Source organism: Clostridium polynesiense (assembly GCF_000820705.1).
Taxonomy (GTDB): Bacteria; Bacillota; Clostridia; order Clostridiales; family Clostridiaceae; genus Clostridium_AA; species Clostridium_AA polynesiense.
The window spans coordinates 59,943-86,942 of sequence record NZ_CCXI01000141.1; the positions used below are offsets into that span (position 1 = coordinate 59,943).

Consider the following 27,000-nt stretch of genomic DNA (forward strand, 5'->3'; position numbering starts at 1 on the left):
AAATGAAAATAAATATAAAAATCCTGAAAACATGAATTGGTGTGTGCATAAAATTTACAAGCACCGCTTCATGTTATCCAGGATAATATAAAAGTCTATATTTTAAGTTATACTTATTCCTTAAATTTGCCTAAAAGCTCTGCAAAAGGATTGTTTATTGCTTCCTCTGCTTCTTTATTCAACTTTTTCATATAATTATTTATTTCTCTCTTATTTATCTTATCGGATTTATTATCAAATCGCTTATTAAAGGAGGATGCCTTTTCCCTAAAGGTGCAGTTTCCGTTTGGACAAACATATATCTGTCCTGCCCCGTGTCCTCTTAGTTCAAGCCTCTTATGGCATTCAGGACATCTTGCATTTGTAAACTTACTTACATTTTCTCTATAGCCGCAGGTTCTGTCCTGGCATACATTCATTATTCCATGCTTACCTTTAACCTCCAGCATATATTTACCGCATTGAGGGCATCTGCTTCCTGTAAGATTGTCATGCCTGAACTTTTCGCTGCTTCCCTTTACATCCTGAACAAGCTCCTCTGCATAGCTTCTCATCCTGTTTATAAATTCCTTAGGATCCCTTTTGCCTTTGCTTATAAGGTCAAGTTCCCCTTCCCACTGTGCTGTAAGAAGAGGAGATTTTAATTCCTCAGGCACAAGGTCAATGAGCTGCCTTCCTTTGGAGGTAGGTATGATTTCCTTTCCGTTCTTTTCAATATAAAACATATTAAAGAGTTTTTCTATAATGTCTGCTCTGGTAGCTACGGTACCTATTCCTCCTGTTTCTCCAAGGGTTTTAGCTGCGGCTTTATCTAAAGCTACATATTTATGAGGCTTTTCCATAGCAGAAAGTAAAGTTCCTTCGTTAAATCTTGCAGGTGGCTTTGTCATTAGTTTTTTGCTTTCCACTGAAGATATGCTTAACCTATCGTCTTTTTTAACCACAGGAAGCTCTTGACTGTCTTTTTCATCCTCTTCCTCACTTAAATCCTCGGCTCTGTCATAAACTTTTTTCCAGCCCTTTGACTTTACTACATTACCCTTTGCAGTAAACCTCTCTCCTGCTATATCTGCTTCTATAGTGGTTTGTATATACTCGTAAGGAGGCAGCATCACAGCTAAGAACCTCTTTACCACCAAATCATAGATATTTCTTTCTTCACTGCTTAATTGTGCAAGATTTCCTCTTTCTTCAGTAGGTATTATAGCGTGGTGATCGCTTACTTTGCTGTTATCTACAAAGCCTTTATGAGGATTGATTTTCCCCTTAAGAAGCTCATTTGCTGTGTTTCTGTAAGCTCCTGATGCCACCGCTTTCAATCTATCGGGAATAGTAGCTACTATATCAGTGGATATATACCGTGAATCAGTCCTTGGATAGGTTAAAACCTTATAATTTTCATAGAGTCTCTGCATTATGGAAAGAGTCTGTTTTGCTGAATATCCAAATATTCTGTTGGCATCTCTCTGAAGTTCAGTAAGGTCATATAAAGCAGGCGCAAACTTCTTCTTGGAGCTTTCTAAAACCTCTGTTACCCTTCCTTCTTTTCCTTTTACCTTGGAAAGTATTCTGTCTGCTCTTTCCTCATCAAATATGCTGCTGCTATTATTCTTATCCCTCCACTCTAAGGTAAATCCTTTAGCTTTGGCATTTATAACATAGTAAGCTTTAGGTTTGAAGTTTTTAATTTCCTCTTCTCTGTTAATTATCATGGCTAAGGTTGCTGACTGCACACGCCCTGCGGTAAGCTGTGCATTATATTTGCAGGTTAGCGCTCTGGTTATGTTAAGGCCCACTACCCAGTCAGCCTCTGCCCTGCACTTGGCAGCTTTATATAAATTGTCATATTCTTTGGCAGATTTTAAACTTCTAAAGCCTTCCATGATAGCTTTATCCGTTTGAGAAGAAATCCACAGCCTCTTTAAAGGCTTATTGACCCTTGCCTTTTCTATTATCCATCTTGCCACCAGCTCCCCTTCACGGCCTGCATCGGTAGCTATGACTATATCACCTACATCTATTCTGAGCATCTGCTCCTTAACGGCATTATACTGCTTTCCGCTCTGCTTTATAACCACAAGCTTTAAAGGCTGAGGCAGCATAGGCAGATCTTCAAGCTTCCATTCCTTATATTTATTGTCATAAACCTCAGGATCCGCTAAGGTGACTAAATGCCCTAGTGCCCAGGTAACAATATATTTATCTCCTTCTATATAACCATTTCCTTTTCTTCCGCATTTCAATACCCTGGCTATTTCTCTTCCTACAGAGGGTTTTTCTGCTAATACAAGTGTTTTACTCATAGTTAATTTATTCTCCTTAGCTTCAATTTATATTCTGCATTATGTAAATTCTCTCTTTAACTAAATAATAACACAGAGATTCTTATATAATATTATAGTATATAACTATTAGAAAAGGTAATTATACCTTTAATCATGAAAATATTCATATTTTTTTGTCTTCTCAATAACTTTATAAAAATCAAAGGGACATGTCCAACTCATCAAATCAGTCAAACACATCCCTATATATTATATCGAAAAAATTCCACCAGGAGTTTCTCCTCTATTTTACCTTGTTAATTTTAAATTCTAAATTGCTTCCGCCTTCTGCCCCAAAACTTTACCAAAGAAACTTCTTCTCTCCAAGACCAATACAGCCATTATAAGTCCTAAGGAAAGCAGCTCTGAAAAGGGCACTGTGAGCCATATTCCATTTACTCCAAAGGCTAAAGGAAGGAGCTTTAAAAGAATTCCTATAAATATTACCCCTCTGAACAAGGATATAGTATTGGAGTAATTATTTTTTGCAATAGCCTGGAAGTACGCTCCCATAACTATAGTAATTCCCATTAAAGGAAAGGCTATAAAATATCTCTTTATCCCTTCTACAGTCATAGCTATCATCTCTCCAGTTTCGCTGGTAAAGGCTGAAGCTATAACTTCCGGCTTCCATAATCCCAAAAGTAAAAACAATATTCCTGTGATTACTCCTGAAGCTAATCCTAAGTTTCTTGCGGAAAGAGCTCTTTTATTCTTCATGGCTCCGTGATTAATGCTTACAATAGGTTGTATACCCTGAGCTATTCCAGTTATTATTGCAACCAGCATTATAGAGCAGTTTGCTATAATACTGTAGGCCGCCACTCCTAACTCTCCTATAGAATTTAAAAGCTCTTTATTGAATAAAAATATAGCTATGCCGGAGCTTAGTTCTATGATGAAGCCGGCTAATCCTATAGCAGTTATTCTCCTTACCACCTTTAAATCCAAAGCGGTAACACCAAGCTTCAGATGATTTTCTCCTGTAAAATGAAGAGATAATATTGAAACTGATATCATTGCGGACATTACCGTTGCTATTGCCGCTCCTCTCATGCCCATATTAAGTGGATATATAAATATATAATCAAAAACCAAATTTGTCAGTCCCCCGGCTATAGCAGAAAACATGGCTCTTTTATATCCTCTGTCGTTTCTAACCAAAGCGGTAAGATTCTGTACCATAAGGAAAAATGGGCTGAAAAGAAGTATTACTCCTAAATATTCTTTAACTAAGGGAAGCATATCCTTAGTTGCTCCAAGAGCCAAAGCTATTTTATCCAAGAATAAGGTGCCGGTTATACTGTAGAAAGCTCCCATTATAACACCTAAGGTAACAGAACTTTTAAAGAATTTTACCGCAGACTTTTCATCTCCTGATCCTCTGCTTATAGACATAGCTGTAGCTCCGCCTCCGCCTATGAGCATTCCTGTACCGTAAATTATATTATATATAGGAAGAGATATATTAAGAGCAGTTAATCCTTCCTTGCCTATACCTCTTCCTATAAAAATAGTATCAAATAAAATATATAAAGACACTGTGATCATACCAAGTACGCTGGTAGATACATATTTAAAAAATAAAACCTTTATATCATCCTCTAATAAATTCAGCTTATGTTTCATAGCTATCCCTCCTTACTGCACCTCACCTATTTTAAAGGTTATAGTAACTATAAGGTCAATACTATTTTGAAAACTTTTTTATAGGAAGCTGAATTTCAGTGATAAATTCTACTTCTTCATCGGAAAATGCCGCTTCGGCAATATTAAGAACCAGTACATCTCCTGCAGGTTCATAACTATTTTCTTCACACCACTTTAAAAGAGCCTCCATGTATTCTTCCCCCATATTGTAGCTTCCATAATAGGTTATACAGGCATAATCTCCTGAAGGGAGCAGAGCCACCTTTCCCTCCACCTTTGGGTTGTTTTGAAAAAGTAAAGCCATGGAATTCCATTTATTATTCTTTTTATTAATAAAATCTTCCTTTTTCATAGTTAAAGTTATAATGCTGTCAAAAATGATTTCATCCTTTTTAATAAGACCGCTGAGCTCTATGAGATTATACTCAAACTCCACCTTATTAAGCCTGCTTTCAAGGGTCACATAAAGCATATATCTTTCTTTAAATCCTTCAATTTTCACTTCCGGTGAATTTGCCCTTAAAGATTGTTCTTTTATATTTGTAAGTTTGCTTTCTATACTCCTTTCAAGAATCTGAAGCCTTTTTATTTCATTCCTTATAGACTTTTTCTGAAGCTCCAGTATATTTAAAAAATCATTAAGCTTTCTATCCTTTAAGTAATCTTTAATATCCTTAATGGATAAGCCTAAAGTCCTTAAAAATAAAATTGCATCCAATAATGCAAACTGATCTATTCCGTAATATCTGTATCCATTATTCTTATCCACATATTGAGGGCTGAAGAGCTGGATTTTATCATAATACCTTAAGGTTTGCGCAGAAATGTTATGAATTTTTGCCATCTCTCCTACAGTAACTTTTGTTTTCAATTTGCTCCCTCCCTGAAGGCTTAATTTTCACAGTGCTTTTATGTGAAATTATTTATTCACAAAAAGTCCCATCAAGTAGATTTTACAATAGTTATTTAAACTATGTCTACTTAATGGGACTTTATAATAAATGTGCTTATAGTCTTATTTTAGAGTTTTAAAGGCATATCCTCTGCTTTTAAGAAGGCTTATTATTTCTGGAAGAGCCTCTACAGTGGATTTCTTTGCATCTGTATCATGCATCAATATAGTTATTTTATCTATATTAGCTGACTCCATCTTGTCAAGTTCCTTTGTAATTGCGGATACTATCTGCTCTTTAGTCCTGTTTTTGCTTCTGGCATCTGTAGAGTCTATATTCCAATCTAAAAAGGCAATACCCTTAGCTGCAAAGGCTTCCTTAACGGGCTGCATATTCTTCCAGGACATACCTCCTCCTGGGAATCTTACAACCTTTGTTTGGAAGTCTTCTCCTAATACCTCTTGAAGTTTTTTATTGGCAGTTTCAAAATCTTCAGTTATATTATTTAAATTAGCGCTTCTTCCCGGATAAAGCTTATCATAATTATGAGAATTGCTATGATTTCCTATAGCATGTCCTTCTTCTAGCGTCTGCTTTAAGATGCTTTTATGATCTTCCGTTTTATCCACATTTTTTCCTAATACAAAAAAAGTAGCCTTTACATCATTTTCTTTTAAGATATTTAATATAGCCGGTGTACTCTTTGGTGAAGGCCCATCGTCAAAGGTTAAAAACACCATTTTATTCCCGTCAGCTGTAAGCTTATATTCATTAGCCTTTTGTGCATCAACGGCACTGAAGGTGAACTTGTCCCCTTCTATAGAGGTGTTGGATCCTTTATTCACATCAGTAGGAAGAGGCTTTTTAACCTCAGGTTCCTTTTCTGTGTTCTTATCCTCTGAATCCCTATTTCCTAAAACCATCTTATCCTGAATGCTACCTAATATATTTTTATTTTCCCCTGAGGAATTATTCACATATTTACTTGTAAAATAAGCAGTTCCTAAGCCTAAACCTATGGAAAGTATACTTACTGTAAAAAATAACACTGCTTTCTTTACTTTATTTCTTTTATCCCTGCGTTTTTCCAGCCTATCTGACATTTTATCAATCCTCTTTATATTTTATATTTTTGATTAGCTTGTCCACCTTGCTAACCCTTTATCTAAGATTTATATATAAATTTATGTATAATGAATCTCTGCTCCATTCCTATTTTATAACTTGTACATAAATAATTCTACATATTATTTAAAAAAATATTAAATTTTTATTAACTGTTTTCCCAAAGGTTTACTTTATACATATATTACGAGTATTTTCGTCGAAAGTGCTCTTAATTGATATAAAATCTCAATAACTTTTATGGAGTATAATTACAACCTTGATTTTTCTGCTTGTTTTTATAAAATAGCCTTGAATTTTTTGTAATACTTCTTTTATTTAAAAGGATAATTGTATTAAAATGTAGAATTAAGCATATGGGCTTAATATGTGTGGGGAGGGAATTAAATTGTTGAATTTATTCAAAAGAAAAATCAGTATGGAAGACTTTGCATATAAGCTCTACGAGCAGACCAGAAATATTTCTTTACAACTCACAGATAACAGAGACGCTTTAATAACCTTAGGTTGTGGGGATGTGAAGAGCAGCATTGTAGAGCTCAACAGCTTTCAATATATTATGTACAGAACTAATCTTATTTTATGGACAAAAATTGAGGATGAAATATTTTACGGAGAAATAAGAGATTCTTATCAGAACTTATGCAAAAAATTCATTGATGAATTTTTATATTATCATTCAGAGGATCCAAGTTTAGACAAACATGGAATGACTAAACTCTTTTTTGAATTTGATAAAATACTTAAAGATCATTATCCTGATAGATTAAAAATAATAAATAACCAGATGAATTATCTGTGTTACTTTATGAAAGGAAGCTATCCCACTAACGACGAAAAAGCTTATTTCTTGAGTTTAGGAATAGAAGTGGAAAACAGGATGTTGGATTTAGTCAATTCTCTTATTGAAAAGCTATAAAAAATAATCTTCTATTTTGTAATAAATAAACAGCACTTAAAAAGCCTGATTATAAGCTTTATAAGTGCTATTTTAATATACAATAAGATGCTTTCTCAGAAATTTTTTCAAAAATCTATAATTTAAAATCAAATATTACAATTTATCCTTTTAATTTGTCACAAAATTGACACAATAGAATAATATAATATTAGTGTGATAAAGATTTTTTTCATTATTCCTTCCCTTAAAGCCTGCCGGCTCCCCACTGGCAGGCTTTATTTCACTATATCTAAAAGCTGACTTAAATCCTGTATTTCATAACTGCATTTTATATCAGTTTCGTTTTTTAAACCTTTTGGATTAAACCAGCAGGTTGCTATTCCTGCATTATTACCGCCCTTAATGTCAGAGGATAGAGAATCACCCACTATAAGAACTCAGCTTTTATCAAGTTTTCCTATCTTATCAAATACATAATCAAAAAATTCTATTTGAGGTTTTTGATAGCCGCTGTCTTCTGAAACGAAAATATCAGTAAAAAATTTATTTATACCTGAATTATTGAACCTTCTGTATTGAGTTCTTGAAATTCCATTGGTAACTATATATAATCTGCACATCTTTCTCAACTCACCGCATATTTCTTTAGCTCCCGGAATAAGAAAGGAACCGTAACCCAAAGCTTCCAAATAATCTGTATTGCATTTATATCCATCTTTATCTATGGCAAGTTCCTGAAAAAGCTTGGTGAATCTTATATTTTGTATGTCCTCTTTGGTAACTTCACCATTTTCAAAAGCCTTCCACAGCGCTTCATTTATTGATTTATATCTTTCTTTAATGCTGTCATTACAGTCTATTCCATACTCTATAAGGGTTTGAGTAAGGGCTTGTTCCTCGTCCTTAGCAAAGTCCAGCAGTGTATCGTCTGCATCAAAGAGTATTATGTCAAACTTAGCCATACAATATCCTCCTAAAAATTTATAATTCACAAAAAAATTTTATAATGTTTATATTATGTCACAAAAATGACACATTGAAAATGTATATTGAATATATAAACTAAATCTTTCATTTTACATCCACAATTATAAACTCCCAATAAAAACCCGTTAACTTAAGGCTAACGGGTTTTTATCTGTTATGATATAAAGATGCATTTATTTATCTATAGTCCTTATATCCTTTATGCTCACTCTGTTAGGTGCAGATTCCTCCTGCTTTCCTCTTTGGGTTACCTCCTCCACAGGGATATTCATTTCTCTGGAGATTATGGCTTTTACTCTTGACCTGCAGAAATTTCCCTGGCAGGTTCCCATGCCTGCCCTTGTGCGTCTCTTAACCCCATCGGTGTTCGTCACATCTATACCTCTGTGAATAGCATCTACTATCTCCGCCTCAGTAACGGTTTCACACCTGCAGATTATATTCATTTCAGGATCCTTGTGGTCTATCTTCCCTTTAAATCCTGTTCCTTTTTTTATTATTATAGCTTTTCTGCAGGGATCAAAGTCCTCTTTTTTATGGAGCTCTAGTCCTGATTCTTTGAGTATGTCTACCACCATCTCTGCTATTGCAGGGGAAGAGGTTAGTCCCGGAGAATCGATTCCCGCAACATTTATAAATCCCTTTACCTTGCTTTCTTCTATTATAAAATCATTGGTATTACTTGTAGCTCTGATACCTGCAAAGGTGGTGAGAGCTTTTTTAACATTAAAATCTTTTATGGAAAGTCTTGCTGTCTCTATAACCTCTTCGAGACTTTCCATGGTGGTACCCACGTCATCTCTATCTCCTAGCTCCTCTGCATTAGGCCCTATCATAAAGTTACCATGATAGGTGGTGGTAACAAGAATACCCTTTCCTTTTTCTGTAGGAACCTGGAATATACAGTATTCACCAAATATCTTTGATCCTTGCCGAAAAGTATATACTGCCCTCTTCTGGGATGAATTTCAAAATCATATATGCCCACCATATTTGCTATCATATCGCTGTAAAGCCCTGCGGCGTTAATAATATATCTGCTTTCTATCTCTTCATTTTCAGTTTTTACTTTAAAATGATCTCCCTCTTTTGTAATACCTGTTACTGCACTATCAAGCTTCAGCTTCACCCCATTTTTTATCGCATTTTCAGCTAAAGCTATGGTCATTTCATAAGGTGAGGCAACTCCTACGCTTTTAGCATATAAGGCTACCTTTACCTCCTCATTAATGTAAGGCTCAATCTCTCTGATCCTGTCTGCACCAATTATCTCTAAGTCATCACAGCCTATCTTTAAACCGTTTTCATAAAGACCTTTTATAGTTTTCTCATCATTTTCGTCAAAACCTATAACCAATGCTCCGGTATTTCTATATCCAAAATTCAGCTCTTGGTTAAGCTTCTCAAACATGGCGTTTCCTTTTACGCATAGCTTACCTTTTAAGGTCCCGTATTTAGCAGCATAGCCTCCATGCACTATTCCGCTGTTAGCTTTGGATGCTCCTGTAGAAACATCATCTTCCTTTTCTAATAAACATATTTTTAAATCATATTTAGAAAGTTCTCGGGCTATGGCGCATCCAACTACTCCCGCGCCTACAATAACAATATCATACATAATTGCAAGACCCCCCCTATACACCGAAAATTTAATATTATTTTACCACTACCTGGTATAAAAAGGTATAGGCTTCATAAGGATTTTCACTTATTTAACAAAAGCAGCCAAAGATTCACGATATCTTATATATACTGAATCTTTGGCTGATTAACCTTATGTATGTTTATAATTAAATTACTGTTTATATATAGATTTCATTAAAACTGCCGCTGTTAACGCTAATATATGTACTGAATTTATGATTAAAAAGTTTTTTACAGCTATGATGAAAGTATCTTTTTTAGTCTGCTTTTCATAAAAGATATTTATATTCCTCTTAACAGGTATAAGGGTAATAAGTGTAACCCCGCATATCAATGGTTCAACCCCTAAAATAATGAGAACAGCTATATCTGCATATATAATATAATAAAGCATCTTAAACAGCTTTAGAGCATTTTTCCTTCCTATATAAATAGGAAGGGTATACCTTTTATTTTCTATATCATCTTCAATATCGCAGGTATTATTTGCAAGCATAATGTTGGAGATTCCCATCATTGTGGTTATGGATATCAATAGGATGTACATAACTTCTTTAAGATTTACCTGCAGGCTTAAAATCCCTGAAATATAACTTAAAGATATTAAGTTTCCTTGAGAAACATGAATATATACAGCTATAAAAAGAATTACAAAGCCCATAAAAAACCCTGAAAATATTTCACCTAAGGGTGTTCTTGATATAGGCACAGGACCAAAGGAATAAAGAATTCCTACAATAAAAGATATCCCTCCTAATATAAGCACTATGATATCCGTATTAAGGTAAAGCATAAAACCCAACGCTGCAGCGATTATGCACAGTGTAAAAATCACTGTAAGTACGGTTTTTTCCTTTAGCTTATAACTTACTATGGCATTATGGCTTTCATAGTTAAAGCCTTGAGTTTTAACCGCTTTTTTATAGTCCATATAGTTGTTTACAGCGGTGGTGGCCATATCGATGCATAAGAGAGATATGAGCATAAGCATAAAATTTTTTAGGTTAAAAGTATCAAATCTATAAACAGCATATAAGGTTCCCAGTAAAAAGGGAATGACACTGGCTGCCTTAGTTTGTATTTCAACTAATTTAAGAAAGCTTATAATAGATATTTTAAACCCCTCCATATTAAAATTTTCTTTATAATCGGAAGCTGAATATTGCTCTATGATATTTTATCATAATTTCTTCATTTTTAATCATAAAATACCGGAAGCTTTCTTAAACCTTTCCTGCTTCTATACCATATCCATCAGGCCAACAGAGCTCTATCGCTTAAAGAATCACCTAAATCCAGAGAATCAAAATGATCCAGAAGCCTTTTTACAGTTATATGCTTTTTGCTTTCTCCGCTTATATCTAAAACTATTTCTCCTTCATGCATCATAAGAAGTCTGTTTCCCATAGATATAGCATGGTTCATATTATGGGTTATCATAAGGGTAGTTATTAAGCTTTCCTTTATTATTTCTTCTGTAATAGAATTTAATCTTTGAGAAGTTTTAGGGTCTAAGGCTGCAGTATGCTCATCTAAAAGCAGAAGCTTAGGTTTTTTCATCACCGCCATAAGAAGGGAAAGAGCCTGCCTCTGTCCTCCTGACAGTACTCCTACCTTATCATTTAATTTATTTTCCAAACCTAAATTAAGCTGCGAAAGCATCTCTTTAAAATGGGAAATATTTTTCTTTGAAACTCCTAAGGTTAAATTAAAGCTTTTTCCTTTATTATATGCCATAGACATATTCTCTAAAATCGTCATGGAAGGTGCCACCCCCTTAGAAGGATCCTGAAGCACTCTTCCCATAAAGGCTGATCTTTTATATTCCGGAAGTCTTGTTATATTTTTATTATCTAAAATTATCTCTCCGCTGTCCGATTCTAAACTCCCCGCTATAATGTTTAAAAGAGTGGATTTTCCCGCTCCATTACTGCCTATTATGGTAACAAACTCCCCTTTATTTACATTTAAATTTAAATTATCAAATACCCTCTTTTCATTCACAGTTCCCTTATCAAAGCTTTTACATAGATTATGAACTTCCAGCATTACTTCACCCCTCCTTTAACCTTTAAAGCCTTTTCCTCTATTTCCTTAGGAAGATTTATCTTAAGCTTTGCTGCCGCATCCTGATTTATAACTAAAGTCATTTCCTTCATTAAGGAAACCTCCATATCTTCAGGTCTTTTCCCTTCTATTATCTCAACTGCCTTAAGACCGGTTTCATAACCCAGCTTTTCGTAGTCTATTCCATTGGAGGCTAAAGCTCCCTGCTTCACATGTGCATCCTCCGCACCTATAATGGGTATATTGTTTTTAAAGCATAAGTCTGCTATCACCGGAAGAGAAGAGGCTACCATATTATCTGTAGGAGTGTACATCACATCAATTTTATCAAGGATGGAAGTTAACACCTGAGAGGCTTCATTAATGCTGGTAATCCCCCTGCTTACTACCTCCAAATTGTATTTAACTGCAGCTTCCTCAAGGTTCTTAATCTGAATTTCAGAATTATTTTCGCTGGTATTGTATAAAACCCCTATTCTTTTTGCATCAGGTACCAAAGCCTTTAAAAGTTCAAGCTGCTTTTCTGATGGAACCATATCTGATGTACCGGCAACATTAGTGCCTGACTTTTCCATGGACTTAACAATCCCAGCTTCTACAGGATCCGTAACTGCTGTCATCAATATAGGTGTTTTTTTCGTAGAATTGTAAGCCGCCTGCGCTGCAGGAGTAGCTATTGCAAATATCATGTCCTTATTAGTAGAGACAAATTTTTGTGCTATACTTTGAGCTGTAGGTATATCTCCCTGAGCATTTTGTATGTCCAGTTCTATATTTTTTCCCTCTTCATACCCTTTATCCTTTAAAGCTTTAATAAATCCCTGCCTTGCTGAATCCAGAGCAGGATGTTCCACAAGCTGTGATATACCAATTTTGATTTTCTTTTTATCTTTTAATCCCTGAGAAGCAGCTCCTGAAGAGCATCCTGTCAATATTATTCCTGCTGTTAAAAATGAAATTAATCCTAATATTCTTTTTCCTGCCATACTTCCATCCTCCAAAATTAAATGTTTTATGTATTATAAGTATTTATGAAAATTTTGCTTTTTTAAATGCCTTAAAGCTTATGCTGCTGTTATTTAAAGCTAATGCTGCTACCACTATTAAAGCTGTAATAAGCTTTAAATCCGTGGGTTCAAGTCCAACCTGAAGAGCTAAAGCTACTACGGCTTTATAAATAACCGCTCCAAAAACCACCTTAGTAGAAAGCTTTATAACTTTCACCCTTTTTAGTATTGATTCTCCTAATATTACTGCTGCTAATCCCATAACTACTATACCTGTTCCCATTCCTATATCTGCAAAGCCCTGCTGCTGAGCCATAATTGCTCCGGATAGGGCTACAAACCCGTTAGAAAGCATAAGTCCTATAATTTTAACCCTGTTTTTGCTCACCCCTAAAGAAGTAACAAGCTGCTCATTATCCCCTGCTGCTTTTAGTAGGAATCCCAGCTTTGTATTTAAAAATAAATCTAAAATCAATTTTACAATTACAAAAAAGGCTGAAATTATAATTAAAGGCTCTATCCCTTCTGAAAACACTGTACTTGTCCCAAAAAGAGGTATATTTGCTTTAGTCATGATTCTTAAATTAACGGAATACAAGCCTATCATAACCAATATACCTGACATTAAATTAGTTATTTTGAATTTAACGTGAAGTATACCTGTGATAAGACCTCCCAGACATCCGCTGATAAGGGCTAAAGCTGAAGCAAAGAAGGGATTTATCCCTCTTACTATACAAGCCGCCGCCACTGCAGCACCTAAAGGAAAAGTACCGTCTACGGAAAGATCGGGAAAATCCAATATTTTATAGGTTATATATACCCCTAAAGCCGCAATAGAAAATATAAGTCCCTGCTCCAATATATTTATAAGTATCTGCATATTCCATTCCTCCATAAAACTGTTTAACTTTTTTTAATAACTTTTAAAAATAAAAAAACTCTCCAATAGGAGAGCTCATCGCATCACAAAGAAAATTATAAATAACCCTGAATTTAAAGCATCAGGTTTTTATAATCCAATATCTCCTACTATACTACAAAACTACATTTTTCAATAAAAACTACATAAGATTTATATTCTCATCACAGAGAATTAATCCATACTTCTACTATAACTACCATCCTTCAAATATCTACCTTTAAGCATTAATAAAAGCAGCAATCTCTTTATCTGCTGTATCTGCTTACTAAAATTCTTATTCAGCACCTTGCTGATATTCTACATTGTTCTACACATTATCTGTATTTTAACTCCCTTTTTTCTCATTGTCAACACTGTTTTATCCTTACATGTTAGGGATGGATCTATGTCCCAATCCTATTACTACCTCATTAAGATGCAGAAGCCCTATGCTCATAAATATGCACACGCTGAGGTGTTCACCGCATCTTGCTATACCTATTTTACCACCTACGTTTAATCCATTTGCCTTATTTGCTATCTGCATTATTGCCTCTCTGGCAGCCCCTGCTACAGCACCGTCGTGAACATGCCAATCTTTTATAAGACCGCATCTCTTTGAGGCTACTAAAGCTCTTTCTATAATTTTGGGTATGGAATTATTTATATTACCGCCAACGTCTACAGCCACGGATATTATCCCTAGCCCTTTAAAATACTTTTCTAATTCCTTTTCCTCTTCCCTAGACGATATAGCCAACTTCACAGATGCTTTAGCAACATCTATACTGCCAATTTCCATTAATTACACCTCCAAATTGTATTACTTATTATTTCAACATAAAAATTAATTTTTATCAACAGGTTATTTATTTTATGTAATTTTGCGCCTTTATAACTTTAAGTATCTATTAACATTATAAACTTTATTTAAAAGCTTTTGAAATTTTAAAGGTTAATTATATTTATACTGTATATTAGTTATAAGGATTTGGAAAATTACTTTTAAATAGAAGGTTAGGAGGAATAATCATGGTTAATTTTAATGAAGATTTAAGTAATAATAAACTTCCGGACTATACTGAATCCTATTGGATAGCCTCTTCGTCATTTCCGTCTTTTAATGAGGTTTCCGGAGATTTTTCTGCGGATATAGTCATTGTAGGTGCAGGAATCACCGGCATTACCACAGCTTATCTCCTCAGCAGAGAAGGCTTAAAGGTTACGGTGCTGGATGCAGGTAAAATTCTTAACGGAACAACCGGACACACCACTGCTAAGGTAACGGTTCAGCACAACTTAATTTATGACGAACTCATTTCAAATTTAGGAAAAGAAAAGGCTCAGCTTTATTATAATGCCAATAATGAGGCCTTAAAATTTATTTATAATACCATATCTGAAAATAATATTTCCTGCGACTTTAAAAAGGAAGATGCATATATATTTACTAACTCTGAGGAATATGAGGAGAAGCTCATAAAGGAATTTAAAGCCTACGGAGAGTTAGGTATTAACGGAGAATATTTAGATTCTATTCCTATACCTGTACCTATAAGAGCAGCACTTAAAATTAAGGATCAGGCTCAGTTCCATCCCTTAAAATACCTGCATTTTATGGTGGAATTCCTTATTAAAAATCAAAGCACCCTTTATGAAAATACCGAAATCATTGATATAGAGCCGGGAGAAAATACTGTACTTACAACATCCAAAGGTCATGAAATACAGGCTAAGCAGGTAGTTATAGCTTCCCACTTTCCATTTTGTGATGAAAAGGGCTTGTATTTTGCCAGAATGTATGCTGAACGCTCTTATGTACTTGGAATAAAGCCGGAAAAGAAATTTCCAGGGGGAATGTATATTTCCGCTGAAGGTCCAGGAAGGTCAATACGAAGCACTCCTTTCGGAGAAGGCGAACTGCTTCTCATAGGAGGAGAAAACCATAAAACAGGTCAGGGACCTGATACCATGAGTCACTATGAGGCACTTAAGCAGTTTGCAGACGAAACCTTTGGAGTGAGCTCTATGGAATATAGGTGGTCTGCCCAGGATTTAACCACTTTGGATATGGTACCCTACATAGGACATCTAACCTCTGATTTTGAAAATATATATGTGGCTACAGGCTACAGAAAGTGGGGTATGACCAATGCTACAGCAGCTGCTCCTATACTTAGAGATATGATAATAGGCGTGGAGAATCCATACACAGAGCTCTTTACACCTTCACGATTTAACGCTGATCCTTCCATAAAAAATGCCGTTACACAAAATGCTAATGTGGCCAAGAATTTAATTAAAGGAAAATTGGAGATTCCTTCGGAGGATTACAACGCCCTTAATCCCGATGAAGGGAAAGTGGTATCCTATAAAGGAAATAGAGCAGGAGCATACAAAGATAAGGAGGGTAATCTCCATATAGTAGATACTACCTGCACTCATATGGGCTGTGAGCTTCAGTGGAACAGCGGTGATAGAAGCTGGGACTGCCCATGCCATGGTTCAAGATTCTCCTTCCAGGGTAAAGTGATAGAAGGACCTGCATTACAACCACTAAAAAAGCTTAAGTAATAAAAGAATGTCACTTTTCAGGTGCCAGGCACCTGAAAAGTGACATTCTTAATTATAGATTCACGGTTTTCCGATTATTTTCCTGATTTCATGTAATATTCCATAACCCTCTTGGCTATGGGAACCACAAAATGGCTTCCTCCGCGATTCTTAACATTTTCAACCATCATGGTAAGCACAATTTTAGGATTATCGTTATTCATCACTACAAACCAGCCGTTTTCTTCAGCTGCAGTATCCTCCAGACTCTTTTTAAGCTCTGCGGTACCTGTTTTTCCTAAAAGACTTATACCGTTTATTTTTGCCTCTCTTCCTGTACCTGAAGGATCTTCAATTACTGCTTTTAGGTATTCCTGAAGTATTTTTATATTATCCTGTGATATCACGTTTTCCTTCCAAGGTTTACTGGAAGCCGGCTCCAGCAAAGGAGTCATTATGTTTCCATCATTAACCAAAGCACTGTAAGCTAAGGCTACATGCAGAGGACTCATAAGCACCTCTCCCTGACCATAACCGGTATCGGAAAGCTGAATATCATTTTTTATTTTTCCTTCATTGGCTATCTGAGCTTTAGCTATAGGGTAAGGGAATGGAAGATCTTCATTCAATCCAAACTTGCTGCTTTCCGCTGCAAAATCATCTTTTCCTATTTTTAAAGCCGCTTGAGCAAAATAAATATTGTCTGAGTATATGAAAGCGTCTCTTAGATTTACAGGTTTACCTGGGTCTGACACCCTTGTTACCTTGTAATTTCCCCAGGAGCTGTCCTTCTGCCACTGTTTTCCTTGAACATCTATGGTATCCTTCAAATTTATGCTTCCCTTTTCCAGACCTATAGCAGCAGTTATCATCTTAAAGGTGGAACCGGGGGCAGTAGCTAATTTAAACCTATTATTAAATTCTGCATTTTTACTCTTTTCCCACTGGGCTTTTACCTTTTCAGGTACATAAGTGGTATATAAATTAGAATCGAAGGAAGGTGAACTTACAAGAGCCAGTACCTCTCCTGTTTTTGGATTTAAAGCTGAGGCTGAGCCAGGTTCTTTTCCTAATTCCTCGTATATTTTCTTTTGAAGGTCAAAATCTACAGTAAGCTTTATATTTTCTCCATCCTTAGGTTCCTTCTTAATAAGTACAACTTTTTCAGTTTCTTTTCCATCCTTTTGTTTGGAGATATAAATAACGCCTCCATTTTCGCCTTTAAGCCTCTTATCAAATACCTGCTCCAGACCTCTTTTACCTATTATGCTTGTGGAGCTATAACCTTGACCTTTAAACTTTTCCAGTTCTTCTGCGGTAATTGAACCAACATTTCCTATTAGTGAACCAAAAGCTTCTCCTCCCGGATAAACTCTTCCTATAGGTTTTGTATGAATAACCCCTTCAATCTTCATAGCTTCAGTGAGCTTTTCCTGATCCGTGGTCAATAAATTCACTATAGGAATAAATATTTCAGGCTCATTTACTCCCTTTATTTTTCCTTCAATAAAGGCTGGTGTTACATCCAGTATTCTGGAAAGCTCCGCTATTTTTGCTTCTTTGTTATTTTTACTGAAGGTTCCGGAGTTCACTCCTAAAGACACTATAGGAGCATTTACAGCTAAGGGCTTTCCGTTTCTGTCATAAATTTCTCCACGTTTTGCATTATGAGATTCCGCTCTGACCTTATCTCCCGGTGACATTTGGGGAAATATAAGCTTTTCATTCCAATCTACAGCCCATACCTCCTTATTTCCTGCCTTTTCCTTAACCAAGGTCATCTCATAACCTTTAACTTCCATACTCCCTGCCATGGTATCCATGGTCATTGAAAAAGGAACTTTAACGGTATTATCCTTACCTTCTTTTAATTTATCCACACCCTCAGCATTTATGGTTATGTTTTCTGCTTCTATGCCTTTATAAATCGCTGTATATCTATCTACAAATTCTTTCTCTGTAACGCTTTCCTTTGTTTTAGCAGACAGCATGCCGTACATAGCAGCATAATCTTTTTTCTGCCATTTATCCTTATATGTTTCAAACTTCTCAGCAGGCTTTTCCCCTTTTGAACAGGAGGTTAAGAAAATTCCTGAAAGGGTTAAAATCATTATCGAAGCTGCTAATACTAAAGATTTTTTACTTATAAATCTCACCATATAAAATCACCTCTTTAATAATTTTACCATAAATTAATTAATAAACCTTTTTAATTTTTAAAATTACCCAGAAATATTTGGACAATTTGGTGAATAAAATCCTTTATATAACTTTTACAAAATTTATATTAAAAAAACATAAAGTAGTGGTATTATATAATAGCAGAGTTTAGTTTGCTTTAATTAGCATAATATAATTTTTATAATAATTAAGGCATATTCGAAAGGAAGTGTTTCAGTGAATGTGATTTTATTGGAGGGGGAAGAGATAATTAAAGAAGGGAAATGCTTTAACTGCAGCTTGTTGAACAACCAGCCTGGAAAGCTGATATTAACGGACAGAAGGCTGATATTTGCAGGTCCCGGACTTGATTTTGAACGGGACAATCTAACTTTTAATCTTAGAGATATTCAATCCTTTGAAAAAACTTCTGCTTTTAATCTCTTAAAACCCATTCCTATTCCCAATGCCATAAAAATAAGCACCATTAATGGAGAAACTTATAGATTCAGAGTACAGGACAGAGATAAATGGCTTAATGTGCTGAAATGGCACATACGCCCCACTAAATAATGAGCTCCCATATAAATTGCTACCTGCCGCTATGCTTAATAAGTAAAGCGGTTTCTTTTTGCAATTTTCAACCTGATATGGTTATGATATTACTATGGATATATTTGAATAAGTTAGGAGGTTTATTTATGAAATTGCTTATTTTGGTTCTTAATAAGGTAGAAGCTTTGGAGGATATTTTGGAAAATTTCAGTAAATCCGGAATAAAGGGTGCTACTATAATAGATTCTCAGGGTATGGCAAGAGTACTCACCGGCGCGGATTCAGAAAATCTTCCCCTATTCGGTTCACTTTCTATGCTCATTAACGAAAACAGACCCTTTAATAAAACTATATTTTCCGTATTAAATGAGGAGGATATCCCTCTGGCATTAAGTGCAATTGAAGATGCGGTAGGAGATATCACCAAGCCGGACGTAGGTATAGTGTTTACCATCCCCATAGACTTTGTAAAAGGAATTCAAAGATAATTATACATAGGAGGAAATAATGTTAATCAACTCACTTTTTTACTTAGCAGTAATATTATTAACGGGATTACTTTTTGGAAAGCTGTTAAACAAATTTAAATTGCCTTATGTAACAGGTTATATAATCGGCGGCATTATAATCGGTCCTTCCCTTTTAAATGTAGTTCCAGGAGAAATGATAAAAAGCTTCAGCATAATTACAAAGGCAGCTTTGGGATTTATAGCTTTTAACATAGGAAGCGAATTCAGCATTCCCCAAATAAAAAAATCTGGCTTCGGTGTTATTATAATCACTATATTGGAAGCCCTTTTTGCCGTATTTTTAGTAGACTTTGCCATGATATTTATATTTAATCAGCCTGTGCAGTTCAGCATACTGTTAGGCGCTATTGCTGCTGCTACCGCTCCTGCTGCCACTGTTATGGTAATCAGGCAGTACAAAGCTAAAGGTCCTTTAGTAAATACACTGCTTCAGGTGGTTGCTATGGACGATGCTGTGGCTATAATAGCCTTTAGTATTTCCCTTGCAATAGCACAGTCAATGAATGGCGCTTCAGGTTCATTTTTTACTCAGGCAGTTATAAAACCGGGAATAGAAATTTTTGGTGCCGCTTTACTTGGAATTATATGCGGATTTTTATTGGCTCTTCTTTCAAAAAAGGCCTCTGGAGAAGACCAGCTTTTAGTAATAACCATAAGCATAATCCTTCTGGCCTTAGGAATCTCTGAGTATTTTAATTTTTCCTCACTGATTTCCTGCATGATGATTGGCGCTACACTTGTAAATATAACGGTAAATAAAAAGCCTTTTACACTGACTGACAGATTTACACCGCCTCTGTTCGTGGCCTTCTTTACCCTTGCTGGATTGGATCTTGATTTATCAATAATTGCCAGCGTAGGATTAATAGGAATAGGTTATGTTGTTTTCAGAGCTGCCGGAAAGCTGTTAGGCTCATTTTTAGGAGCTAAAATAGCGAATTCCCCTAAAGCGGTTCAAAAATACCTTGGATTAGCTTTAATTCCACAGGCCGGCGTAGCCTTAGGGCTGTCCATGATAGCTGAAAATTCTTTAGAAAACGGAGCAGGTACTGCTTTAAAAACTATTATACTGTCAGCAACGGTGATATATGAATTAATAGGTCCCGTCCTTGCAAAGATCGCTTTATCAAAAGCCGGAGAAATAGATAAAAATCTGAATTCATAGATTCATCCTTGCAGTGATTATCCTCTTAATGGCATAAAAAGTAATGGGACTCTCAATTAATAGCACCAAAAAAACGCTTCAAGCATTAAATGCTTCAAGCGTTTTTTTATTATGTGCTGCTTAGCTTTTTTTCAGTACCGTGAAAGAATCGGTATAAAAATCTTCCTGAAAACATCATCATTAAAGGCATAAGTGGATATGCATACCTGCTGAAGGTATAGTATGGAAGGTACAGTAAATTAATTAGCACAATGGCTGAAATAATAATGACGCTCCAATATTTTTTCTGTGTTTATTTTTATAATACTGGATTATTCCAAGTACAGCAGTTAATAAAACTATATAGTGCACCGCTCCTGCAAGTATCAGACCAATGGAATTCTCCCAGTAAAAAGGCTTATTCCATAAATGATAAGTTTTCCCTATGGTATACCACAAAAAGTACTTTATAGGCTCCTTGCTTGCATATTTCTTAAGCCTATCTATACCCATATCCATTTCATTTTTGTTTTTTTCAAGGAAATTATCTCCTTCTCTATATTCTACTCCAAAGCCTCCGCTTTGATCGTAATTTATAAAGGTTCCCTGAAGAAAAGGATTGCCGCTGGAAGCTGTAAAAGGAATAAATTTGTTAAACTCTCTATAATTTCTTATCCACCATGGACTCATAATACAGCAGAAAATTATAAACACTAATGAAGTATATTTCATTATATCCTTTATGCTGTATTTATTTTTTATCCAGATTATCAATATTATAAGAGGATATGCAGCTAAAGGAGGTCTGAACATGCACAGAAGACTCCATACTACTCCTGCCGCAGCGTACAGCTTAAGCTTGTTTTTCTCTATGGCATGAATACTTATATAAATTAAAAGTAAGAATAAAAATTTAACCATACTTTCCATTAATATCAAGCTCGCCACATAAATTTCTACCATATAGACAGCATCCAGTATACAAGCGATTAACGCAACTTTTTCATTAAAAATTTTCTTTGCTATAAGAAATATTAAATAAAGGCTTCCGCATTGAATCAGTATCTGAAAAATCCTAAAAACAAAAAGACCATTAACCTTTCCAAAGAGCCAGAAAAAAGCTGCTAATACATAGCTCAGCCCTGGCATTATATATGCTGTTGGAATGGATGGGTTTTCATAGGTCAAAACTCCTGTTTCCATAAGGGTCCAGGCACTTCTAATGTATTTTGCATCATCGTTGTTAAAGGTCTCCAAACTCCCTAAAAGCGTACTGTTTCCCCACTTCCATATCACCGCCGCAGCTATTATTCCATATAGAGCTATTATCATAACTACATATAATTTAGTTTTATTATTTTCTTTATTTGCTTTTTCTTTATACATACCGTTTCCCCTTTAACTTATACTGATAGTATCTATAAATCTCTCTATAAATAGTTATAAAACAAGTTAATTAAGGATTTAGAATAAACAAACTACTATTTTCTTATTTTTTTCTTAATTATTTCTTACAACTCCTTATTTTTTCTTGTTTATATCTATTTTTCGACATATACACCTACATAATAGCATATCATTCATTTAATTATTAATTATATTTATAAATATAATTAAATCAACCTGATTTTCTCCTTTTTTCTATAGGTATGGAGTTTAAACATAATGCAAATACTACCTTAAAAGCTTTAATTTATTTGAGGAGGTATTTTTATGGCAAAGGTAATAAAAACCATGGATGGAAATCAAGCTGCTGCTGAAGCATCCTATCCATATACCGAGGTAGCAGCAATTTATCCTATCACTCCCTCCACTCCTATGGCTGAAGGAGTAGATGAATGGTCTGCCCACGGCAAAAAAAATATATTTGGTCAGACAGTGAAGGTTTCGGAGATGCAGTCAGAAGCAGGAGCCGCAGGAGCAGTTCACGGTTCTCTGGCAGCTGGAGCTCTAACTACTACTTACACTGCTTCTCAGGGACTTCTTCTTATGATTCCCAATATGAATAAAATGGCCGGAGAGCTTCTTCCTGCAGTTTTTCATGTAAGCGCCAGAGCTATAGCAACCCATGCATTATCAATTTTCGGAGATCATCAGGATGTAATGGCTGCAAGACAAACAGGCTTTGCTTTATTAGCTTCCTCCAACGTCCAGGAGGCTATGGATTTAGGTAATGTCGCTCATCTTTCTGCTATTAAAGCAAGCCTTCCCTTCCTTCATTTTTTCGATGGCTTCAGAACCTCTCATCAATATGAAAAAATAGAAGTGATTCAATATGAAGATGTAGAGAAATTAATAGATTATGAAGCTTTAAAAAAGTTCCGGCAGAGAGCTTTAAATCCTGAGCATCCTACCCTTCGAGGCACCGCACAGAACCCTGATATATATTTCCAGGGAAGAGAGGTTTCCAACAGATTTTATGATGCACTGCCAGATACAGTAAATAAATATATGAAGGAAATTGAAAAAATCACAGGAAGGTGTTACAAACCTTTCAACTACTATGGTCATCCTGAGGCAGAAAATATCATTATCGCTATGGGCTCTGTCTGCGAAACTATAGAAGAAACCGTGGATTATTTAAGAAATGAAGGAGAATCCGTAGGGGTTATAAAGGTTCATCTTTACAGACCCTTCTCTTCTAAATATTTCTTAGATGAGCTTCCTAAAAGCGTAAAGAGAATCGCTGTTCTGGACAGAACCAAAGAACCCGGTTCACTGGGAGAACCTTTATATCTTGATATATGCAATATATTTTACAAGGAAAGAGAAAAGCCCTTAATTGTAGGAGGAAGATATGGATTGGGCTCAAAGGATACACGTCCTTCAGATATAATTGCGGTATTCAATAATCTAAAATCAAATAACCCTAAAAATGGATTTACTATAGGTATTATAGACGATGTTACCGGCACCTCTCTTCCTCAGGTAGAGGACGTAGAAACCACTCCTTCAGGAACCATAAGCTGCAAATTCTGGGGATTAGGTTCTGACGGTACTGTAGGAGCCAACAAAACTGCCGTTAAAATTATAGGAGATAACACCGACTTATATGCTCAGGCATATTTCTCCTACGACAGCAAAAAATCCGGAGGAAGTACTGTTTCCCACTTAAGGTTCGGTAAAAAACCTATTAAATCTCCCTATTTGGTTTATCATGCAGACTATATAGCCTGTCATAACAAATCATTTTTATATAATTTTGATGTTATAAAAGGTTTAAAACCTAAAGGTACCTTTGTACTTAACTGCCCATGGAAGGAGGAAGAATTAGAAAACCATCTTCCTGCCTCACTTAAAAAGTATCTGGCTGAAAATGATATTAATTTTTATATAATAGATGCTATATCCATCTCAAGAGAAATAGGTCTTGGAGAAAGAATCAACATGATAATGCAGTCTGCCTTTTTTAAGCTGGCTCAGGTTATCCCTATAGAGGATGCTGTCAGTTATCTTAAAAAGTCCGTGGAAAAAACCTACGGAAGAAAAGGCGAAAAAATAGTTGAAATGAATAAAATAGCTATCGATAGAGGGGTAGAGGCAATTCATAGGGTTAAGGTTCCTAAGTCCTGGGCTGAAAGTTCTGAAAAACAGACTTCTGCAGCAGATCAGCCGGATTTTATAAAGAATATACTTATACCTATGGCGAGACATGAAGGAGATGAACTTCCTGTAAGCGCCTTTAAAGGTATGGAGGATGGAAGCTTCCCATTAGGAACAACCTCTTATGAAAAGCGTGGAATTGCTGTAATGATTCCTCAATGGCAGATAGATAAATGTATTCAATGCAACCAATGCTCCTATATATGTCCACATGGGGTTATAAGAGCACTGCTTTTAAGCGATGAAGAAAAATCATCTGTTCCAGAAAGCTTTACCACAAAAAAACCTGTAGGTAAGGCACTGGAAAACCTACACTATCGAATTCAAATAAGCCCATTGGATTGTACCGGCTGCGGAAACTGTGCAGATATATGCCCTGCTCCGGGGAAAGCATTAATTATGCATCCTGCAGATGAAGAAATCGAAAACCAAAAGGAAAACTGGGAAATTTCTTTAAAAATCACTGCAAAGGATAATTTAATGGATAAGAAGATGTTAAAAGGAAGTCAGTTTGTAAGACCTCTTTTGGAATTCCACGGAGCTTGTCCAGGCTGCGGTGAAACTGCTTATATTAAACTTCTTACACAGCTTTTTGGAGAAAGAATGATGATAGCCAACGCCACAGGCTGCTCCTCTATTTGGGGAGGAAGCGCACCTTCTATCCCATACTCTACAAATGCTGAAGGAAAGGGTCCTTCCTGGGGAAATTCATTATTTGAAGATAATGCAGAGTACGGATATGGAATGTATCTTGCGGTTAAGCAGATGAGAGAAGGAATAAAACTTTCAGCGGAAGAAGCTTTAAAAACCCCTATTAAAGAGGAGATTAAAACGGCTTTGGAAGAATGGCTTCAAAACATGAATGATGGAGAAGCTTCAAAAGCAGCTTCAAAAAATCTCGTAGAGCTTCTGGAAAAGGAAAACTGCAAGGCTGACTCACCTTTAGGATGCATATTGGACAAAAAAGATTATCTAGTTAAAAAATCTCACTGGTTTATAGGTGGTGACGGCTGGGCTTACGATATAGGCTTCGGCGGATTGGATCACGTACTGGCTTCAGGAGAGGATGTTAATATCTTCGTTATGGATACAGAGGTGTATTCAAACACAGGAGGCCAGTCTTCTAAGGCAACTCCTACTGCAGCAGTAGCTAAATTTGCCGCAGGAGGTAAAAAGATTCGCAAAAAGAACCTTGGATTAATGGCCATGAGCTATGGCTATGTCTACGTAGCCCAGATTTCCATGGGTGCTAATATGAATCAGACCATCAAAGCTATTGCAGAAGCAGAAGCTTACAAAGGACCATCCCTTATCATAGCCTATGCTCCATGTATCAGTCATGGTATAAGAACAGGTATGGGCACCAGCGTAGCTGAAGAGAAAAAAGCAGTTGAAAGCGGATACTGGCATTTATATAGATATAACCCTGAATTGAAGGAAAAAGGAGAAAATCCTTTTATAATGGATTCCAAAGACCCAACCAAGCCTTTTAGAGATTTCTTAATGGGCGAGGTACGCTACACTTCACTGGCTAAAGTATTCCCTGATATTGCAGAAGAAATGTTCAGTGCCGCAGAAGACCATGCAAAAGAAAGGCTTGAAACCTATAAAAGATTATTGAATCAGCAGCAGTAAGGCATAAATAAGACAGCTTTATGATATCTTTCTTATAAAGCTGTCTTATCTTATTCCTAAATTATTTATTTTTCGTTAGAATCTACCCATTCCTTAGCATTTATCACTTCCATTTCTCCCGGCATGGTAACTCTTGAAACCTCCTTGATATGATGTATATCAGCCCAGGCAGCAGTATCATGTCTTTCTATAGGAATATCCTCACTATTTATATCCGGATTTCCTGACTTTCTTTCTAAATTACCTTTATCCTGTGTCATTTTAAACACCTCCTTTTTATTAGTATTTTCAATTTGTAAAAATGTATTATAGATGTATACCCAAATATATATTTATTATTAAATCTCCAGGAAAATTGAAAAATTGCTGAGTATAATTTAAAATCTATAATAAGTATTTAGTTTTATAATTATGATTTGGGAGGGACACTATGAATTACAGCTTAATAACCGGAGCTGCCAGCGGTATAGGCCTTGAACTCTCCACCCTTCTTGCAGAGGATGGCAATAATTTAATACTCATAGGAAGAAATGAAAAGAGACTCTTAAGCCTAAAATCCAGTCTTGAGAAAAAATATAACATTTCAGCCTATGTAATAACTAAGGATCTTTCCAAAGAAAATGCTCCGGAGGAAATTTACAACGAAATAACCTCCAGAGGCTTTGTGGTGGAAAATCTCATTAACAACGCAGGTTTCGGCTCTTTCGGAAGATTTGTCGAAATAGATACCCACACGGATTTATCTATGATTGACACCAATTGTAGAGCTTTAACCCATCTAATTAAACTTTTTCTTCCGGACATGCTGAAAAGAAACAAAGGACGAATTTTAAATACTGCCTCTACCGCTGCCTTTCTTCCAGGTCCATATATGGCAGTTTATTATGCCACCAAGGCTTACGTTCTATCCCTAAGTGAAGCCCTTGCTTCTGAGACATCTGGTACAGGAGTAACCGTCAGTGTACTCTGTCCGGGTCCTACAAAAACAGAATTTCAAAGCAAGGCTAAAATGAATAAATCCGGTTTTGTAAAGCTTGGATTTATGGATGCCCATACCGTTGCCTTGCACGGATATAAAGGTATGCTTAAAGGGAAAAAGATAATAGTTCCCGGAGCCTTAAATAAGTTTTTAGTCTCCGCAATAAAGCTTCTGCCAAGGAGTATCGTAACCCGTATGGCAAAAAGTACTCAAAAGCTTTAATGTACTTTTTGCGTAAAGCATATTATAACTTCCTCCTTATTTCCTCCTGAGCACTTAAACAAAAAGTTTATATTTTATACGTTGTTTTTCATACTCTATTTAAATTTCGTGTTATAA

At 35.6% G+C, this 27,000-nt stretch carries 22 protein-coding genes and 1 pseudogene; 7 read left to right on the forward strand and 16 right to left on the reverse strand.

The window, feature by feature from the left end; genetic code table 11:
- Positions 1 to 113: 113 nt before the first annotated feature.
- The 4 genes from TA89_RS14255 to TA89_RS14270 form a co-directional block, all read right to left on the reverse strand.
- Positions 114 to 2,303, reverse strand: a complete 2,190-nt coding sequence (locus TA89_RS14255; RefSeq protein WP_040214331.1) for a DNA topoisomerase III — start codon at positions 2,301 to 2,303, stop codon at positions 114 to 116.
- Positions 2,304 to 2,594: 291 nt separating this feature from the next.
- Positions 2,595 to 3,953: an MATE family efflux transporter gene (locus tag TA89_RS14260; protein WP_052447524.1), complete on the reverse strand. Its 1,359-nt coding sequence runs from the start codon at positions 3,951 to 3,953 to the stop codon at positions 2,595 to 2,597.
- Between the two features lie 61 nt (positions 3,954 to 4,014).
- Positions 4,015 to 4,845 carry a MerR family transcriptional regulator gene (locus TA89_RS14265; RefSeq protein ID WP_040214332.1) on the reverse strand — a complete coding sequence of 277 codons (831 nt, stop codon included), beginning with the start codon at positions 4,843 to 4,845 and terminating at the stop codon, positions 4,015 to 4,017.
- A 144-nt stretch (positions 4,846 to 4,989) separates the two neighbouring features.
- Positions 4,990 to 5,970, reverse strand: a complete 981-nt coding sequence (locus TA89_RS14270; protein WP_052447525.1) for a polysaccharide deacetylase family protein — start codon at positions 5,968 to 5,970, stop codon at positions 4,990 to 4,992.
- A 413-nt stretch (positions 5,971 to 6,383) separates the two neighbouring features.
- Here TA89_RS14270 and TA89_RS14275 point away from each other — a divergent pair, with 413 nt between their 5' ends.
- Positions 6,384 to 6,911, forward strand: coding sequence for a hypothetical protein (locus tag TA89_RS14275; protein ID WP_147590140.1), 528 nt, complete (start codon positions 6,384 to 6,386; stop codon positions 6,909 to 6,911).
- Positions 6,912 to 7,168: 257 nt separating this feature from the next.
- On the opposite strand, the gene TA89_RS18930 is transcribed toward TA89_RS14275, so the two are convergent.
- The 8 genes and pseudogenes from TA89_RS18930 to TA89_RS14310 all read right to left on the reverse strand — a co-directional run bounded on the left by TA89_RS18930 (position 7,169) and on the right by TA89_RS14310 (position 14,304).
- The gene (locus tag TA89_RS18930; protein ID WP_242850154.1) at positions 7,169 to 7,321 is read right to left on the reverse strand and encodes an HAD family hydrolase; all 153 of its coding nucleotides are present in this window, start codon (positions 7,319 to 7,321) and stop codon (positions 7,169 to 7,171) included.
- Positions 7,322 to 7,330: 9 nt separating this feature from the next.
- On the reverse strand, positions 7,331 to 7,855 hold the full coding sequence (locus TA89_RS14280) for a YjjG family noncanonical pyrimidine nucleotidase (protein ID WP_242850155.1): 525 nt from the start codon (positions 7,853 to 7,855) through the stop codon (positions 7,331 to 7,333).
- Between the two features lie 198 nt (positions 7,856 to 8,053).
- Positions 8,054 to 9,498, reverse strand: a pseudogene (locus TA89_RS14285) (FAD-dependent oxidoreductase).
- A gap of 177 nt (positions 9,499 to 9,675) precedes the next feature.
- Positions 9,676 to 10,653: a 1,4-dihydroxy-2-naphthoate polyprenyltransferase gene (gene menA / locus TA89_RS14290; RefSeq protein ID WP_242850156.1), complete on the reverse strand. Its 978-nt coding sequence runs from the start codon at positions 10,651 to 10,653 to the stop codon at positions 9,676 to 9,678.
- A 125-nt stretch (positions 10,654 to 10,778) separates the two neighbouring features.
- A complete protein-coding gene (locus tag TA89_RS14295) occupies positions 10,779 to 11,573 on the reverse strand; it encodes an ABC transporter ATP-binding protein (protein ID WP_040214336.1) in 795 nt (264 codons plus the stop codon).
- Positions 11,573 to 12,577 carry an ABC transporter substrate-binding protein gene (locus TA89_RS14300; protein WP_040214338.1) on the reverse strand — a complete coding sequence of 335 codons (1,005 nt, stop codon included), beginning with the start codon at positions 12,575 to 12,577 and terminating at the stop codon, positions 11,573 to 11,575. The genes TA89_RS14295 and TA89_RS14300 overlap by 1 nt, the downstream gene beginning before the upstream one ends.
- 43 nt (positions 12,578 to 12,620) lie before the next feature.
- Positions 12,621 to 13,481 (reverse strand): ABC transporter permease, encoded by an 861-nt coding sequence (locus TA89_RS14305; RefSeq protein ID WP_040214339.1) that lies wholly within the window; start codon positions 13,479 to 13,481, stop codon positions 12,621 to 12,623.
- A 406-nt stretch (positions 13,482 to 13,887) separates the two neighbouring features.
- The gene (locus TA89_RS14310; RefSeq protein WP_040214342.1) at positions 13,888 to 14,304 is read right to left on the reverse strand and encodes a HutP family protein; all 417 of its coding nucleotides are present in this window, start codon (positions 14,302 to 14,304) and stop codon (positions 13,888 to 13,890) included.
- A gap of 230 nt (positions 14,305 to 14,534) precedes the next feature.
- Here TA89_RS14310 and TA89_RS14315 point away from each other — a divergent pair, with 230 nt between their 5' ends.
- The gene (locus TA89_RS14315) at positions 14,535 to 16,076 is read left to right on the forward strand and encodes an FAD-dependent oxidoreductase (protein ID WP_040214344.1); all 1,542 of its coding nucleotides are present in this window, start codon (positions 14,535 to 14,537) and stop codon (positions 16,074 to 16,076) included.
- Positions 16,077 to 16,150: 74 nt separating this feature from the next.
- Here TA89_RS14315 and TA89_RS14320 read toward each other — a convergent pair whose 3' ends face one another.
- On the reverse strand, positions 16,151 to 18,214 hold the full coding sequence (locus tag TA89_RS14320) for a penicillin-binding transpeptidase domain-containing protein (RefSeq protein ID WP_242850157.1): 2,064 nt from the start codon (positions 18,212 to 18,214) through the stop codon (positions 16,151 to 16,153).
- 238 nt (positions 18,215 to 18,452) lie between these two features.
- On the opposite strand from TA89_RS14320, the gene TA89_RS14325 reads away from it, so the two are divergent.
- The 3 genes from TA89_RS14325 (at position 18,453) to TA89_RS14335 (ending at position 20,465) form a co-directional block, all read left to right on the forward strand.
- Complete coding sequence (locus TA89_RS14325) at positions 18,453 to 18,788, forward strand: GRAM domain-containing protein (protein WP_040214345.1); 336 nt, start codon at positions 18,453 to 18,455, stop codon at positions 18,786 to 18,788.
- A 128-nt stretch (positions 18,789 to 18,916) separates the two neighbouring features.
- The gene (locus TA89_RS14330; RefSeq protein ID WP_040214346.1) at positions 18,917 to 19,258 is read left to right on the forward strand and encodes a hypothetical protein; all 342 of its coding nucleotides are present in this window, start codon (positions 18,917 to 18,919) and stop codon (positions 19,256 to 19,258) included.
- Between the two features lie 19 nt (positions 19,259 to 19,277).
- Complete coding sequence (locus TA89_RS14335; RefSeq protein WP_052447526.1) at positions 19,278 to 20,465, forward strand: cation:proton antiporter; 1,188 nt, start codon at positions 19,278 to 19,280, stop codon at positions 20,463 to 20,465.
- A 109-nt stretch (positions 20,466 to 20,574) separates the two neighbouring features.
- On the opposite strand, the gene TA89_RS18935 is transcribed toward TA89_RS14335, so the two are convergent.
- A complete protein-coding gene (locus tag TA89_RS18935) occupies positions 20,575 to 20,715 on the reverse strand; it encodes a hypothetical protein (RefSeq protein ID WP_242850158.1) in 141 nt (46 codons plus the stop codon).
- Positions 20,709 to 21,830: an ArnT family glycosyltransferase gene (locus TA89_RS14340; RefSeq protein ID WP_242850159.1), complete on the reverse strand. Its 1,122-nt coding sequence runs from the start codon at positions 21,828 to 21,830 to the stop codon at positions 20,709 to 20,711. Before TA89_RS14340 ends, TA89_RS18935 begins: the two co-directional genes overlap by 7 nt.
- Positions 21,831 to 22,157: 327 nt before the next feature.
- Between TA89_RS14340 and nifJ the strand changes: the two genes are divergently transcribed.
- A complete protein-coding gene (gene nifJ, locus TA89_RS14345) occupies positions 22,158 to 25,682 on the forward strand; it encodes a pyruvate:ferredoxin (flavodoxin) oxidoreductase (RefSeq protein WP_040214347.1) in 3,525 nt (1,174 codons plus the stop codon).
- Positions 25,683 to 25,747: 65 nt separating this feature from the next.
- Here the strand turns inward: nifJ and TA89_RS14350 are convergent, their stop codons facing one another.
- On the reverse strand, positions 25,748 to 25,942 hold the full coding sequence (locus TA89_RS14350) for a CDIF630_02480 family spore surface protein (RefSeq protein WP_040214348.1): 195 nt from the start codon (positions 25,940 to 25,942) through the stop codon (positions 25,748 to 25,750).
- A gap of 170 nt (positions 25,943 to 26,112) precedes the next feature.
- Between TA89_RS14350 and TA89_RS14355 the strand changes: the two genes are divergently transcribed.
- Complete coding sequence (locus TA89_RS14355; protein WP_040214350.1) at positions 26,113 to 26,883, forward strand: SDR family NAD(P)-dependent oxidoreductase; 771 nt, start codon at positions 26,113 to 26,115, stop codon at positions 26,881 to 26,883.
- Positions 26,884 to 27,000: the final 117 nt, after the last annotated feature.

What these genes read in the sequence shown, in the direction of transcription:
- TA89_RS14255 (WP_040214331.1), bottom strand. Translation starts at nt 2,303, where the DNA reads ATGAGTAAAACACTTGTATTAGCAGAAAAACCCTCTGTAGGAAGAGAA.
- TA89_RS14260 (WP_052447524.1), bottom strand. Translation starts at nt 3,953, where the DNA reads ATGAAACATAAGCTGAATTTATTAGAGGATGATATAAAGGTTTTATTT.
- TA89_RS14270 (WP_052447525.1), bottom strand. Translation starts at nt 5,970, where the DNA reads ATGTCAGATAGGCTGGAAAAACGCAGGGATAAAAGAAATAAAGTAAAG.
- TA89_RS14280 (WP_242850155.1), bottom strand. Translation starts at nt 7,855, where the DNA reads ATGGCTAAGTTTGACATAATACTCTTTGATGCAGACGATACACTGCTG.
- menA (WP_242850156.1), bottom strand. Translation starts at nt 10,653, where the DNA reads ATGGAGGGGTTTAAAATATCTATTATAAGCTTTCTTAAATTAGTTGAA.
- TA89_RS14295 (WP_040214336.1), bottom strand. Translation starts at nt 11,573, where the DNA reads ATGCTGGAAGTTCATAATCTATGTAAAAGCTTTGATAAGGGAACTGTG.
- TA89_RS14300 (WP_040214338.1), bottom strand. Translation starts at nt 12,577, where the DNA reads ATGGCAGGAAAAAGAATATTAGGATTAATTTCATTTTTAACAGCAGGA.
- TA89_RS14305 (WP_040214339.1), bottom strand. Translation starts at nt 13,481, where the DNA reads ATGCAGATACTTATAAATATATTGGAGCAGGGACTTATATTTTCTATT.
- TA89_RS14310 (WP_040214342.1), bottom strand. Translation starts at nt 14,304, where the DNA reads ATGGAAATTGGCAGTATAGATGTTGCTAAAGCATCTGTGAAGTTGGCT.
- TA89_RS14315 (WP_040214344.1), top strand. Translation starts at nt 14,535, where the DNA reads ATGGTTAATTTTAATGAAGATTTAAGTAATAATAAACTTCCGGACTAT.
- TA89_RS14320 (WP_242850157.1), bottom strand. Translation starts at nt 18,214, where the DNA reads ATGGTGAGATTTATAAGTAAAAAATCTTTAGTATTAGCAGCTTCGATA.
- TA89_RS14330 (WP_040214346.1), top strand. Translation starts at nt 18,917, where the DNA reads ATGAAATTGCTTATTTTGGTTCTTAATAAGGTAGAAGCTTTGGAGGAT.
- TA89_RS14335 (WP_052447526.1), top strand. Translation starts at nt 19,278, where the DNA reads ATGTTAATCAACTCACTTTTTTACTTAGCAGTAATATTATTAACGGGA.
- TA89_RS14340 (WP_242850159.1), bottom strand. Translation starts at nt 21,830, where the DNA reads ATGTATAAAGAAAAAGCAAATAAAGAAAATAATAAAACTAAATTATAT.
- nifJ (WP_040214347.1), top strand. Translation starts at nt 22,158, where the DNA reads ATGGCAAAGGTAATAAAAACCATGGATGGAAATCAAGCTGCTGCTGAA.
- TA89_RS14350 (WP_040214348.1), bottom strand. Translation starts at nt 25,942, where the DNA reads ATGACACAGGATAAAGGTAATTTAGAAAGAAAGTCAGGAAATCCGGAT.
- TA89_RS14355 (WP_040214350.1), top strand. Translation starts at nt 26,113, where the DNA reads ATGAATTACAGCTTAATAACCGGAGCTGCCAGCGGTATAGGCCTTGAA.